13 protein-coding genes are annotated in these 13,467 nt (G+C 43.5%); 4 read left to right on the top strand and 9 right to left on the bottom strand.

Annotated elements, in window-relative coordinates; genetic code table 11:
• Positions 1–282: 282 nt before the first annotated feature.
• Together V5G21_RS09240 and V5G21_RS09235 are read right to left on the bottom strand one after the other, a co-directional pair.
• Positions 283–882 carry an undecaprenyl-diphosphatase gene (locus tag V5G21_RS09240; RefSeq protein ID WP_063608858.1) on the bottom strand — a complete coding sequence of 200 codons (600 nt, stop codon included), beginning with the start codon at positions 880–882 and terminating at the stop codon, positions 283–285.
• 295 nt (positions 883–1,177) lie between these two features.
• Positions 1,178–2,158, bottom strand: a complete 981-nt coding sequence (locus tag V5G21_RS09235; protein ID WP_051881272.1) for an SDR family oxidoreductase — start codon at positions 2,156–2,158, stop codon at positions 1,178–1,180.
• Positions 2,159–2,292: 134 nt separating this feature from the next.
• Here V5G21_RS09235 and V5G21_RS09230 point away from each other — a divergent pair, with 134 nt between their 5' ends.
• Positions 2,293–2,454: a hypothetical protein gene (locus V5G21_RS09230; RefSeq protein WP_167369563.1), complete on the top strand. Its 162-nt coding sequence runs from the start codon at positions 2,293–2,295 to the stop codon at positions 2,452–2,454.
• Between the two features lie 63 nt (positions 2,455–2,517).
• Here the strand turns inward: V5G21_RS09230 and gyrA are convergent, their stop codons facing one another.
• From gyrA to dnaA, 7 genes are all read right to left on the bottom strand, one after another.
• Positions 2,518–5,010, bottom strand: coding sequence for a DNA gyrase subunit A (gene gyrA / locus V5G21_RS09225; RefSeq protein WP_035205668.1), 2,493 nt, complete (start codon positions 5,008–5,010; stop codon positions 2,518–2,520).
• A 48-nt stretch (positions 5,011–5,058) separates the two neighbouring features.
• Positions 5,059–6,984 (bottom strand): DNA topoisomerase (ATP-hydrolyzing) subunit B, encoded by a 1,926-nt coding sequence (gene gyrB / locus V5G21_RS09220; RefSeq protein WP_011244870.1) that lies wholly within the window; start codon positions 6,982–6,984, stop codon positions 5,059–5,061.
• Positions 6,985–7,009: 25 nt separating this feature from the next.
• Positions 7,010–7,306 (bottom strand): extracellular matrix regulator RemB, encoded by a 297-nt coding sequence (remB, locus tag V5G21_RS09215; protein WP_011244869.1) that lies wholly within the window; start codon positions 7,304–7,306, stop codon positions 7,010–7,012.
• A gap of 3 nt (positions 7,307–7,309) precedes the next feature.
• Positions 7,310–8,428 carry a DNA replication/repair protein RecF gene (recF, locus tag V5G21_RS09210; protein ID WP_011244868.1) on the bottom strand — a complete coding sequence of 373 codons (1,119 nt, stop codon included), beginning with the start codon at positions 8,426–8,428 and terminating at the stop codon, positions 7,310–7,312.
• Positions 8,429–8,430: 2 nt separating this feature from the next.
• The gene (gene yaaA / locus V5G21_RS09205) at positions 8,431–8,649 is read right to left on the bottom strand and encodes a S4 domain-containing protein YaaA (RefSeq protein WP_011244867.1); all 219 of its coding nucleotides are present in this window, start codon (positions 8,647–8,649) and stop codon (positions 8,431–8,433) included.
• A 164-nt stretch (positions 8,650–8,813) separates the two neighbouring features.
• Complete coding sequence (gene dnaN / locus V5G21_RS09200; RefSeq protein WP_011244866.1) at positions 8,814–9,956, bottom strand: DNA polymerase III subunit beta; 1,143 nt, start codon at positions 9,954–9,956, stop codon at positions 8,814–8,816.
• 169 nt (positions 9,957–10,125) lie between these two features.
• A complete protein-coding gene (gene dnaA, locus V5G21_RS09195) occupies positions 10,126–11,481 on the bottom strand; it encodes a chromosomal replication initiator protein DnaA (RefSeq protein WP_035205670.1) in 1,356 nt (451 codons plus the stop codon).
• A gap of 530 nt (positions 11,482–12,011) precedes the next feature.
• Here dnaA and rpmH point away from each other — a divergent pair.
• The 3 genes from rpmH to yidC all read left to right on the top strand — a co-directional run bounded on the left by rpmH (position 12,012) and on the right by yidC (position 13,461).
• Positions 12,012–12,149: a 50S ribosomal protein L34 gene (gene rpmH, locus V5G21_RS09190; RefSeq protein WP_011248954.1), complete on the top strand. Its 138-nt coding sequence runs from the start codon at positions 12,012–12,014 to the stop codon at positions 12,147–12,149.
• A 64-nt stretch (positions 12,150–12,213) separates the two neighbouring features.
• Entirely contained in the window at positions 12,214–12,582 is a 369-nt protein-coding gene (rnpA, locus tag V5G21_RS09185; protein WP_011248953.1) for a ribonuclease P protein component, read from the top strand.
• A gap of 24 nt (positions 12,583–12,606) precedes the next feature.
• Positions 12,607–13,461 (top strand): membrane protein insertase YidC, encoded by an 855-nt coding sequence (yidC, locus tag V5G21_RS09180; protein WP_011248952.1) that lies wholly within the window; start codon positions 12,607–12,609, stop codon positions 13,459–13,461.
• The last annotated feature ends 6 nt before the right edge of the window (positions 13,462–13,467 follow it).

The raw sequence follows: 13,467 nt of genomic DNA, 5'->3' as shown, positions 1-13,467 counted from the left end.
CTTCATTGCACAACCGAAGTTGTGGCTCACTATGATTGACGAGATACCTTGTATCTCTTTTACGCTTGGCTTTTGTTCAGTTTTCAAAGGACTCGTTTGTCGCCGTTCTCTCTTGGCGACTCAATTAATATATCATGTTTGTTAAATAGCGTCAACTATTTCAGGAAAATAATTTGTGGTTTTTTAAAGTAATGCTTGTAAACTATAAAAGACGGCCCTAGCCGTCCTTAGTTGGAACTGGCCGTCCGTATAGGTACTTCCCCTATCTACTGATATCTTAGCTTATAATTCTTTAGATTTTTCCCTAGTAGGTAAAAACTGTTGTTCCCGTTTTTCATAAAACCATAGTAATTTCCTTACAAATTTAAGCCGAGGGACAATAAAAGAAACCATTAAAGCTGAAGCGATACTAATTAGCGCCCCAACTAAGACATCTGCAGGATAGTGCACACCCACCCAAATACGAGAAAGGCCAACAAAAAAAGCAACCGTCATCCATATGTAACTCCATCTTTTTCGATATATGCAGAAAATTGTACAAAACGCAAAGAATAAAATAGTATGGTCGCTCGGAAACGAATTATCTACTGCTTTCTCTATTAATTGATTTACATTAGACAATTCCGCAAATGGTTGATTATTTGCATGTAATTTCCCAGCAATTTTCCCGATAACCTCGGCTACAATAAAGGCTATAATAGCCGAAATTATCATCATCCTATTTTCCCTTATCCTAGTAAACCAGAACATTAAAACAAATAAAGCAAGAACAAAAACCATATATTCAGCTATGAATATAAAAGTATCGTTTAGATATGCATGTTCTTTACCAAAATCATTAATTAGTCTAAACAAATCAACATTCATTTGAAATAAATCCATGCTTATACCTCTCCTTGAATTTTATATTGATATAGAAGAAGTATAAGCAATGTGTTGTTAGTTAATAATCGATTTCCCTTACGTAAACCTTACAATGATGCAATGCTACTCTTACAATTATGTAATAAAATTTAAGTTATTTTTTTCTTACACTATTTTGCTTCTTCGTTTAATGACATATCTATCTAAAAAAGAGACCGTTGTTTTCAATATCCTCCAACAGTCCCCATAAAATTTAGTTTAATGTATTCATGCAGCTCGTGCAGTTCCCTAGACCAGACAGGAGGCTTTTGCTTTACGAATTCGTCGATTGCCCGCCATCTACATGGAGAACTTGCCCTGTCACAAACCTGGAATCATCAGATGCCAAATAGACGTAAGTAGGCGCTAATTCAAATGGCTGCCCTACCCGGTTAAAGACATTGTCCCCTGGAAGGGCATTGTCATCAGCGGAGAAACTAGCGGGGATGAGCGGCGTCCATATTTTCCCTGGAGCGACGGCGTTTACGCGGATCCCTTTATCGCCAATTTGTTTGGCAAGTGCACGGGTCCATCCGACAATTGCCCCTTTTGTCGCCGTATAATCTACAAGCTGAGGCTCTCCGACATAGGTAACGACCGATGTCGTTCCAATAATAGAACTGCCTGCCTTTAAATATGGAAGGGCGGCTCGAGTTAAATAAAAATGGGAGTAAAAATTGACTTTAAATGTATGGTCAAATTGTTCATCGGTAATATCGACGATGGAGTGTTGGGGAAATTGGATGCCGACGTTATTGCAAAGAATATCGATTTTCCCAAATGCTTCGATCGTTTTCGCAACAATTGTTTCACACATCTGTTTTTCACTAACATCGCCAGGCAAAAGCAAACAACGTTGCCCCAATTCTTCAATTCGCTTTTTCGTCCGTTGGGCATCTTCATGTTCATCCAAATAGCTAATTACCACATCTGCTCCTTCTTTAGCAAAGGCAATTGCTGCTGCAGCGCCGATGCCACTGTCGCCACCAGTAATGATTGCCGTTTTTCCTGTTAATTTTCCACTTCCTTGTACATTAGGGTTTTCAATAATCGGTTTTGGGACCATTAAGCGTTCAACGCCAGGGTGCTTTAATTGCCTTTGTTCTGGAGCAACTAGTGGAATGTCTTCGTAACGTGTAATTTTTCCATAGTAAGGATATTGGGGATAGGGTTTCGTTTGCTTATGGCGTTCAAACCAGTCTTGTAGCGCTTTTATTTCCTTTTCTTTAAAGTCCCCGTCATTTTTGCTTGCCATTTGCCTCTCCTCCGTCCCTTTTAGCTATTGCCACCGTATGTATAGGCAGGCGCCGTGGTGCCCGTCTTCGCTAAAAAAGGATAGGCTCGTAAATCAATTGCTTGCGTACAGTAAAGAAAAAGGGGTGTTTTCGCTTGTATACTTTTTATCCTGAAGTAACTTTGCTGTTGGAAAAGGACGTCAATCAAAAAGAACGGATGTTTTATTTAAAGGACTCTTGGCTAGTTCCTAAAATCGGGCCTCGCCCCCCTTTTTATGCCTATCCTCGTTATGGGCCTTCCTACCCAATTATTTAACGCGAAACGCACACGAAAAAAACCAGCTAGCTCAATACGATGCTAACTGGTTTTTTTGCTTTTTTATTCTGCGTTTTCCTCTGATGTCGGTTGCTCTTGCTCATCATCGTCTTCTAAGTCATCGACTTCGTCGTCGTTAATGTTCACACGGGCGACTGTCGCTACTTCTTCTCCTTCGCTGACACGAATCAACGTCACGCCTTGAGTATTTCGGCCAGTCGTTGAAATGCCGTCTACGTTGGTGCGAATAATAATCCCATTGGCGGTAACAATCATAATGTCGTCTTCGTCGGCCACCATTTTCAAAGAGACAAGAGGACCGTTTTTATCAGTAATGTTGCATGTTTTAATCCCTTTTCCGCCGCGGCTTTGGACCCGGTATTCATCAAGTGGCGTCCGTTTGCCGTAGCCTTTCTCGGTAACGACGAGCACGCTTTGGTTTTCATCCACTACGTCCATGCCGACAACACCGTCATTCTCAGATAGGGTAATGCCTTTGACGCCGCCTGCAGTACGTCCCATTAGGCGGACATCTGTTTCTGGAAAACGGATCGCCATTCCTTGTTTCGTCCCGATCATCACTTCACGGTTGCCATCGGTTAAACGCACGCCGTGGAGTGAATCGCCTTCTCTTAAATTGATCGCGAACAAACCACCTTTACGGATATTCGCAAATGCAGACAACTTTGTTCGTTTGGCAATGCCGTGCTCTGTTACGAAAAACAAATACGAATCGTCATCAAAGCATTCAATTGGGATGACTGTACTGATCGTTTCGCCTGGATCAAACGGCAACAGATTAATCGCCGGAATGCCTTTTGCTGTTCGACCTAGTTCAGGGATTTCATACCCTTTTAGGCGGTAGGCTTTCCCTTTGTTTGTGAAGACTAACACGGTATGGTGCGTGTTGGTCGTAAACAAGTGCTGGACAAAGTCGTCATCATTCGTACCCATGCCTTGTACGCCTTTTCCGCCCCGTTTTTGAGCACGGTACGTAGAAATAGGCAGGCGTTTAATGTAGCCGTTATGGGTAATAGTAATAACAATATTTTGCCGTGGGATTAAATCCTCATCTTCCAAATGTTCTTCGCTCGCCGAAATGACCGTCCGCCGTTCGTCATTAAATTTCTCTTTAATGGCAAGGATTTCTTCTTGGATGACGTCAATGACTTTCTCGTCACTAGCCAAAATCGCACGGAGTTCAGCAATTCGCGCCAACACGTCTTTGTATTCTTGTTCAAGCTTATCCCGTTCCAAACCAGTTAACCGTTGCAAGCGCATATCGAGAATCGCTTGTGCTTGGTCATAGCTGAGTTCGAATCGCTCAATTAAGCCGTTTCGAGCGATTTCTGCTGTATCCGAACCACGGATTAAGGCAATGATTTCATCAATATGGTCAAGGGCAATGCGCAAGCCTTCCAAAATGTGGGCGCGGGCTTCCGCTTTGTTTAGGTCAAACTGAGTGCGCCTGCGGATCACTTCTACTTGGTGAGCCAAATATTGTTCCAGCGTCTGTTTTAAGTTTAAGACTTCAGGCCGGCCATTCACAAGAGCAAGCATATTAATGCCAAAACTTGTTTGCAAAGCTGTCTGTTTAAACAAATTGTTTAAAATGACGTTTGGATTTGCGTCTCTACGCACATCGATGACAATGTTCATGCCATTGCGGTCCGAGGAATCACGCAGTTCGGTAATGCCATCAATTTTCTTGTCACGCACTAGTTCCGCGATTTTTTCAATCAGACGCGCTTTATTGACTTGGTATGGCAGTTCCGTGACGATAATCGACTGTTTGCCTTTGTTTTCGACAATTTCGGTTTTAGCCCGTACGGTAATCGAGCCTCGTCCTGTTGAATAAGCTTTGCGTATGCCAGAGCGGCCGAGGATCTCGCCGCCTGTTGGAAAATCAGGGCCTGGAATATATTCCATGAGCTCAGGAATACTAATGTCAGGATTTTTTGCTAAAGCAAGTACACCGTCAATCACTTCACCTAATTGATGGGGCGGGATATTGGTTGCCATCCCGACTGCAATCCCCGACGTTCCATTGACGAGTAAATTCGGAAAACGGGAAGGCATCACTTTCGGTTCTCGCTCAGTGCCGTCATAGTTATCGATAAAATCAACGGTATCTTTGTTTAAATCCCGGACTAGTTCCATGGAAATCTTGGACATTTTTGATTCTGTATAACGCATTGCCGCGGCAGAGTCGCCATCAATGGAACCGAAGTTGCCATGCCCGTTGACGAGCATATAACGATAACTAAAATCTTGTGCCATCCGTACCATTGCGTCATATACAGAAGTATCGCCGTGTGGGTGGTACTTTCCAAGCACTTCGCCTACGATCCGCGCCGACTTTTTATATGGTTTGTCTGGCGTCATCCCAAGCTCAAACATGGCATACAGAATCCGGCGATGCACAGGCTTCATGCCATCCCTTACGTCTGGCAGCGCCCGGCTGACAATGACGCTCATCGCGTAATCGATGAACGATTCTTTCATTTCCTCATCTATTTGTCTTTCTCTTAGTCTTGGTACATCTTCTTCAGCCATTCCGTAAACCTCCAGGGCAGCTGGCAATGATTTGCGTCAGCCGTTCTTCTACACATCCAAATTTTTCACGTAATGTGCATTTTCTTGAATAAAATCGCGCCTTGGCTCCACTCGGTCGCCCATGAGAATTTCAAATATCTCATCTGCTTTGATCGCATCAGCGAGAGTCACTTGGAGCATATTGCGAACCTGTGGGTCCATCGTTGTTTCCCACAGTTGGCCAGCGTTCATTTCGCCAAGACCTTTGTAGCGTTGGACGCTCACTTTGCTGCGGTCTGCCACAGTTGCTAAATGCGCATCAAGCTCCCGGTCAGAATAAACATAGGTTACATTGTTTTTTCCTTGCTCAATTTTATAAAGCGGCGGTTGCGCAATGTACACATAGCCATTTTCAAGGAGTTCGCGCATATAGCGATAGAAAAACGTTAAAATCAATGTCCGGATATGGGCGCCGTCTACGTCGGCATCGGTCATGATGACGATTTTATGGTAACGTGCTTTGGAAATATCAAATTCATCGCCAATTCCCGTGCCAATTGCCGTGATGATCATCCGAATTTCATTGTTTGCTAAAATTTTGTCCAGACGGGCTTTTTCTACGTTAAGGATTTTCCCTCGCAAAGGAAGAATCGCTTGGAAATGGGGATCTCGGCCCCCTTTTGCCGAACCGCCGGCAGAATCGCCCTCAACGATAAACAATTCGCTAATCGACGCATCTTTTGATGTACAGTCGGTTAGCTTTCCAGGAAGCGAGCTTACTTCTAAGGCGCTTTTCCGCCGTGTCAACTCACGGGCCTTTTTAGCAGCCTCACGGGCACGGGAAGCCATCAACCCTTTATCGACAATCTTGCGGGCAACTCCTGGATTCTCAGACAGGAACCTTGCAAAACTTTCGCTGAATAAAGAGTCAGTAATTGTGCGTGCTTCACTGTTTCCTAGCTTTGTTTTCGTTTGCCCTTCAAACTGGGGCTCAGGAATTTTGACGGAAATGATCGCTGTCAGCCCTTCACGGACATCCTCGCCACTTAAGTTTGGATCGTTTTCTTTAAACAACCCATTTTTGCGGGCGTAATCATTAATAACGCGCGTCAAGCCTGTTTTAAAGCCTGATTCATGCGTGCCCCCTTCATGGGTATTAATGTTATTCGCGAAGGAGTAAATACTGCTCGTAAATCCGTCATTGTATTGGACGGCTACTTCAACAGAAATGCCGTCTTTTTCGCTTTCCACATAAATCGGCTCTTCATGGAGCGTTTCTTTTGAACGGTTGAGGTGTTTGACAAACGACGAAATTCCACCCTCGTAATGGTAGGTGGCCTTTTTGCCGTCCTCTGTTCGTTTGTCCTCAATTTTGATCGTCAGCCCTTTGTTTAAAAACGCCAACTCGCGAATGCGGGCAGCAAGTGTTTCATAATCAAATTCAACCGTCTCCCGGAAAATTTCTGGGTCTGGCTGGAACGTAATAGTCGTGCCGGTTTTATCGGTTTCACCTATGACGGTCAAATCAGCATCGGGAACACCACGGCTATAAGATTGGCTATGGATTTTCCCGTCTAAATGGACATTGACCGTTAAGTGTGTCGACAGCGCGTTGACGACGGAAGCACCAACTCCGTGAAGGCCGCCTGATACTTTATAGCCGCCACCGCCAAATTTCCCTCCGGCATGAAGGGTAGTCATAATGACCTCGACCGCCGGACGGCCCATTTTTTCTTGGATGCCGACAGGAATGCCACGGCCATTATCCTCAACCGTAAGGGCGTTTCCTTCCTCGATCGTTACTTTAATTTCATCACAGAAACCAGCCATCGCTTCGTCAATGCTGTTGTCGACAATTTCCCATACTAGATGGTGCAGCCCTCTTTGGCTTGTCGACCCGATATACATGCCAGGGCGCTTGCGCACGGCTTCAAGCCCTTCTAAAACTTGAATTTGGCTTTCATCGTATGTTTGATTTTGCTCATTTACCAACATTCTTCACCTTCTCATCAGGGATCGTCTACTCACTATCGCTTAAAAGCGCCTCCCCCAATTCGTCATTTAGCAATTCCAATCCATCAGACATGGACCGGCGTTTTAACGTCTGCGAGGAAACCGGGGAAAAATAGATGCAAGTATCGGTTACAATGACACTTTTCACTGAATCTTCTGATGCAATTTTTTTGCAATCGTGTTTCGTATCCCATTCGTGTAAAAAAACGGCTGTATCTTTTGCCAGTTCGCCTTCGGCATAGGGCAAGATTGCGATAATTTCTATAGCTGGCAAAATGACCTCTCCACCGATGTGAATATACATACTTTACTCCAATCGTTTCACTGTGCCTTGGTCTACGGAAAAGAGGCAAGCCTCAGCCAACACGCTATCATCGAGTCCACTTGTGGAAGTGGTCGTTACAAATGTCTGCACACGGGCTTGGATCGCCTCTAACAGATGCGATTGCCGATAATTGTCTAGTTCAGATAATACATCGTCCAAAAGCAAAATCGGGTAATCGCCAATTTCCGCATAGATTAAATCGATTTCAGCTAGTTTGACAGACAGCGCCGTCGTTCTTTGTTGTCCTTGTGAGCCGTAGGATTGGACATCTAAACCATTGACAGAGAAAGAAACATCATCACGGTGGGGCCCAAACAATGTGGTCCCCCTGCGTACCTCTGTTTCCCTTTTCGTTTCGTACGCTTTATATAAGTCTTCTTTTATTTTCGACATATTCTCTATGTCTGATACCTCAATTGACGGGATATAGGAAAGAGTGAGCATTTCTTTACCGCGGCTAATGGATTGATGGATTGGCGTGGCCCATTCTTCGAGCCGGCTAATAAATTCAGCCCGCTTTTTCATGACAAATGCCGCTTTGTCAATGAGCTGCTCGGTTAAAACATCCACCATTGCATAATTTTGCGAGCGTTTTTGTTGCATATTTTTTAAGAGCACATTCCGTTGCTTTAGTATTTTCCCGTACAAGGAAAGGCTGTTTAAATAAACTGGACTGATCTGGCCAAGCTCCATGTCGATAAAGCGGCGCCTGACTTGCGGGCTGCCTTTCACTAAGTCAAGATCTTCAGGAGCGAACATGACGACATTCAGCGTCCCTACATAGTCGCTGAGGCGGCGCTGTTCAAGGCCGTTAATCTTTCCTTTTTTCCCTTTAGCCGACAAAATGATATCCAGTTCGACCTCGCCTGTACGTTTTTCGGCTTTCGCATGAATGCGTGCGAACGGCTCTTCAAAGCCAATCATTTCTTTGTCTTTTTGGGTGCGATGGGATTTGGCTAGTGCTACCACATAAATCGCTTCCAGCAAGTTTGTCTTTCCTTGGGCATTTTCGCCGACAAAGACATTGATTTTTTCGCCAAAAACGACAGCCGTTTTGCTGTAATTACGGTAAGAGGACAGCTCAAGCGTGTGGATAATCATCGTTATTCCTTTCCAACAATCGTCAATGTGCGCCCGTCGGCCAATTCAATCACATCCCCGTTTCGTAATTTGCGGCCGCGCCGGTTTTCTTCTTCGCTATTCACGCGCGGGGTGTGCTCGCTCAAATACCATTTTGCCATGCCTCCCGTATCAATAGCGCCAATTTCCTTCAAGAGCTGGCCAAGGGTAATATACTCCGTTTCAATTCGTATTTGTTCCAAGGTCTACCTCACAATCGGCTGGACGAAGGAAGACAGCATACTTTGCGAGAATGCTGCCTTTTTCGTTAGCCATATAGGTTTTCTTCCAAATCTCGTTTGTTCATCTTTTCTTATATTGTACTAAACGTTTGCGCTGTTAGCCAACCTTTTTTCGCCCTAGTACTTTAATACGTTCTGACTGGCGAGAATAAATGCAAATAGTGGTCTGAGTCAATTGGGCGAATAACGAAGGGACTCATCGCACCTGTCAAAAAGATTTGGACTTCATCGCTGTCAACCACTTTCAAGGCATCAAGGATATTTTTCCCATTAAACGAAATCCGTATTTCATCCCCTTCAAATTGGTCAGTAGCCATTTTTTCCGTCACTTTTCCTATTTCCTGTGATGTTGACGTAATTTCAATTTGGTTGTCGCCAAGTGTTTTGACGTTTATAACATTGTTTTTTGCTTCCCTAGATAACAACATTGCCCGTTCAAGCGTATGGACCAATTCTTTTGTTTTTACGACAAAGGACGTTTTGAACTGAGTCGGTATCATGCCAGACGTTACTGGATACTTTCCTTCAAGCAGTCTTGAAAAAAACAACAAGTTTCCGAGTTTAAAAAGGATTTGATTCTCGGTTACAACAATTTCAGCCAAATCGCTTGTATCCTCCAAAATTTTGCTCAACTCTTGCAAGCTTTTTCCAGGGATCACGACATTTTTAAATTCGAGTCCCTCATCTTGGCTATCAATCTTTGTTTTCCGCATCGCCAACCGATGGCTATCTGTTGCAGTACAGATGAGCTCCCCGTTTTCCGTCTCAATGTTTACACCTGTCAACACGGGACGTGTTTCCTGAGTGGACACGGCAAATACGGTTTGGCGAATGATGTTGCGCAACATATCTTGCGGCAAGCTAAAAATCAAATCTTCCTTCAGTTGTGGCAGACGAGGATATTCCTCTGGATCAAGGCCATTTAACGTAAAAACAGAAGAACCAGAGCGGATTGTTGCTGCAAATTGGTCATGCACTTGGATTTCAATCGTTTCCCCAGGCAGTTTTTTCACAATCTCAGCAAAGTATTTTGATTGCAACACGATACTTCCTGCTTGTTCGATTTGCACAATTTCACGTTCGTTTTCTTCTTTTGGAATAAACGATTCAATCGATAAGTCTGAGTCGCTCCCGGTAAGGGTTAAGCCATTTGCATCAGCAACCAATTTAATTCCCGTTAAAATGGGAATCGTTGTTCTTGATGAAACGGCTTTTGCAACATGTTGGACATCGTGAACCATCCGATTCCGTTCAATAATGACATGCATAATAAGAAACTCCTTTTCATAAATCTATATATAAGTCTTTTAAATGTCGTAGTAATAGTACTAGGGCTTGTGTATTTGTGGATAAGTAAGCAAAATGCGTAAAGAGACAGCCTATTCACATGTGGGTAGTTTGTGGATAGGCTTGTTTCTGTTATACACATGTTCACATCTATTGACGCAACTGCTCGGTAATAGCTTGCACTTTTTGCTGCAATTCCTGGTCAGTGGCAAGCAGTTTTGAAATCTTTTCATGAGCATGGATGACGGTTGTATGGTCGCGGCCGCCAAATTCACTGCCGATTTTAGGCAATGAAGCGTCCGTCATTTCTCGGGATAAGTACATCGCTATTTGGCGCGGGAAAGCGACTGATTTAGTTCGTTTCTTTGCTTTAAAATCTTCTAGCTTTACTTGGAAGTGTTCGCCAACAAGCTTTTGAATGTCTGTAATTGTTAGCGTTTTAGGCATCGCATTTGGAATGATGTCTTTTAATGCTTCAGCCGCCAGATCGGCGTTCATATCTTGATTAATTAAAGAAGAATAGGCAACAACACGGATGAGCGCACCTTCTAGCTCACGAATGTTTGTATCAATCTGATTGGCAATGTAAAGCATCACTTCATTAGGGATATCCAAGTTTTCTGCCTTCGCTTTTTTGCGCAAAATGGCAATGCGCGTTTCCAAATCAGGCGGCGTAATGTCGGTAATCAAGCCCCATTCAAAACGGGAGCGTAATCGGTCTTCCAAAGTCGGTATCTCTTTTGGAGGGCGGTCACTTGAAATGACGATCTGCTTTGATTCCTCATGCAATGCATTGAATGTATGAAAAAATTCTTCCTGTGTTTGGATTTTGCCGGCAATAAATTGGATGTCGTCAATGAGCAGTACATCGACATTGCGGTATTTGTTACGAAAATGGACAGCTTTGTTGTCTCGAATCGCGTTAATAAATTCATTTGTAAATTTTTCAGATGACAAATACACAACTTTCGCATTTGGGTTATGTTCCATTACATAATGGCCAATCGCATGCATTAAATGGGTTTTTCCTAGGCCGACTCCTCCATAGATAAACAGAGGGTTATAGGCTCTCGCAGGAGCTTCCGCAACGGCTAATGAAGCTGCATGGGCAAAGCGATTTCCAGAGCCAATGACAAATGTGTTAAACGTGTATTTATCGTTAAGCATCGTTTGCGACAGTGTCGTTTGGCCAGCTACATCTTTTTCTGGCGGGGTCTGAGGTGTTTGTTCAGGTAATGCTTCCTCTTCTTGGTTATGTTGAGGAATAACAAACTTTGGCGTCAATCGCGCACCTGTAAGCTGTTCAATAATGTCGGACGTCAGCCCTGAATAGTGGTCTTCAAGCCAGTCACGTGCAAACTCATTTGGCGCAGTGACAATGATTGTGTCGTTATTTTGGAGCGCATTCGCTTTTGTTGCTCTTAGCCACGTTTCATAGCTAGGTTTGCTTACTTTCTTTTTCATTTCTTCAAGCACTTTGTTCCACAGATCATCAATATTTTCCAAAAAAACCCCTCCCTTATTGCGACATAAATAAGCTGTACAACATTTGTACAACATCTAAAATCAACACGAATAATTATGCGTGCACTGCATAGTTGTGTATAATAATTATTATAGTAGAAAAGCGGAAATCCCCCTTATACAGTGCGTTGTGGATAAGAACGCCAACAGAAATAAAAAACCTGTCCACAACCTTACCCACAGGCTGTGGACAGGTTTTTTGATTAAGTCAATGTCCACGAAGGAAAACAACTTAATCATAGCAAAAATAACTAGATACCGCAATGGTTCTATGTACTTATCCACAAAACCCTGTATCTAGTGTTTTGTAGTTGTCCACAACACTAGATATGTGTAAAGGGTTGTCGATAACTTGTAGACAAGAAAAAATGGAGCTCGGATTTTATCCACAATTGTCGAAAAGAGGGAGAAGCAGTAGCCGATTGAACTATCTCTTGACAGAGGTAGTCTATTGTCTATATAATTTTTTAGAGTGTCTTACAGAGATACAATCCTCGAAGGAGGTGGAATAAATGGGAAAACCAACGTTCCAACCAAATAATCGCAAACGCAAAAAGAATCATGGCTTCCGTGCCCGCATGGCGACAAAAAACGGGCGTAAAGTGCTTGCGCGCCGCCGTCAAAAAGGAAGAAAAGTATTGTCTGCATAGACCACTGGCGCCAGTGGTCTTTTTCAAGTATGAGGAGCATTGCAGGCGAGAGGTCGTGGTCAGATTGAAAAAAGAGCAACGAATTAAAAAGAACCGAGAGTTTTCAGCGGTTTTTAAAAAAGGGAGTTCAATGGCGAATCGCCAGTTTGTTTTATACGTGTTGCCAAAAGAGGGACAAGACCGTTTACGGCTCGGCCTGTCCGTTTCAAAACGTGTCGGGAATGCCGTTTGTCGAAATCGGATCAAGCGCCTTGTCCGCGCCGCTTTTCATGAACTTGAAGGACAGCTTCGGCCAGACTGTGACTATGTAGTGATCGCGCGAAATCCAGCACGCGACCTTTCCTTTAAAGAAGTACGGAGCAGTTTGGAGCACGTTATGAAAAAAGCGAAAGTATTGGCTCCTTTATATGGAAATAGAAAGAAAGATAGCTGATTGGTGGGAGGATGTCCGAGTTTGATGAAAAAAACAGGCTGGCTACTTGTACTGGCGAGCATGCTGTTGTTTTTATCCGGCTGCTTTAGCGTCAATGAGCCCGTTACGGCTGAGAGCGAAGGGATATGGAATTCGTTTTTTGTGTATCCGTTATCACGGCTCATTATCCTAATTGCCGGCTGGGTCAGTAGTTATGGCTGGGCGATTATTGTTGTAACTGTTCTGTTTCGGATCGTGCTTTTGCCGTTAATGGTCAAGCAGACGAAGAGCATGAAAGCAATGCAGCAACTACAGCCCGAAATGCAAAAGCTCCGTCAAAAGTACAGTGCAAAAGATAAGAACACGCAAATGCAGCTAAATACAGAAATGCAGAAGTTGTTTTCTGAACATAAAGTGAACCCATTTGCCGGCTGTTTGCCTTTGCTTGTGCAAATGCCGATTTTCTTGGCGATTTACCACGCAATTATGCGGACGCCTAATTTTCAAGGGGAATCGTTTGCTTGGTTTGTACTAAACAATCCAGATCCTTATTTTATTTTACCTGTTTTGGCATGTATTTTAACGTTTATCCAGCAAAAAATGATGATGGTGCAAGACAATCCACAAATGAAAATTTTGTTGTATGCGATGCCGATTATGATTTTGGTGGTAGGTATTTTCCTTCCTGCAGCCGTCATTTTATACTGGGTTGTCGGAAATATTTTCATGATCATGCAAACATACTTTATTACCGGGCCAAATGCTGGCAAACGGGGCCTCGAAGCAACAGTGGAAACAGCCGCTGCTTCAAAAGCAAAAGGAAACCAAGGCAGCCAACGGAAAAATAACAAGAACAAGCCAAACAAGAAAAAGAAAAAGCCGAAGAAAAAACGCAAATAAGAAAGG

The sequence above is a fragment of the Shouchella rhizosphaerae genome (assembly GCF_036700015.1).
GTDB lineage: Bacteria > Bacillota > Bacilli > Bacillales > Bacillaceae_D > Shouchella > Shouchella rhizosphaerae.
The sequence above is the reverse complement of the archived record's forward strand: the minus strand, read 5'-3'. Positions and strand labels throughout refer to the sequence as shown.

Coding starts and splice junctions, on each gene's coding strand:
- V5G21_RS09240 (WP_063608858.1), bottom strand. CDS start 882: ATGGATTTATTTCAAATGAATGTTGATTTGTTTAGACTAATTAATGAT.
- V5G21_RS09235 (WP_051881272.1), bottom strand. CDS start 2,158: ATGGCAAGCAAAAATGACGGGGACTTTAAAGAAAAGGAAATAAAAGCG.
- gyrA (WP_035205668.1), bottom strand. CDS start 5,010: ATGGCTGAAGAAGATGTACCAAGACTAAGAGAAAGACAAATAGATGAG.
- gyrB (WP_011244870.1), bottom strand. CDS start 6,984: ATGTTGGTAAATGAGCAAAATCAAACATACGATGAAAGCCAAATTCAA.
- remB (WP_011244869.1), bottom strand. CDS start 7,306: ATGTATATTCACATCGGTGGAGAGGTCATTTTGCCAGCTATAGAAATT.
- recF (WP_011244868.1), bottom strand. CDS start 8,428: ATGATTATCCACACGCTTGAGCTGTCCTCTTACCGTAATTACAGCAAA.
- dnaN (WP_011244866.1), bottom strand. CDS start 9,956: ATGCATGTCATTATTGAACGGAATCGGATGGTTCACGATGTCCAACAT.
- rpmH (WP_011248954.1), top strand. CDS start 12,012: ATGGGAAAACCAACGTTCCAACCAAATAATCGCAAACGCAAAAAGAAT.
- yidC (WP_011248952.1), top strand. CDS start 12,607: ATGAAAAAAACAGGCTGGCTACTTGTACTGGCGAGCATGCTGTTGTTT.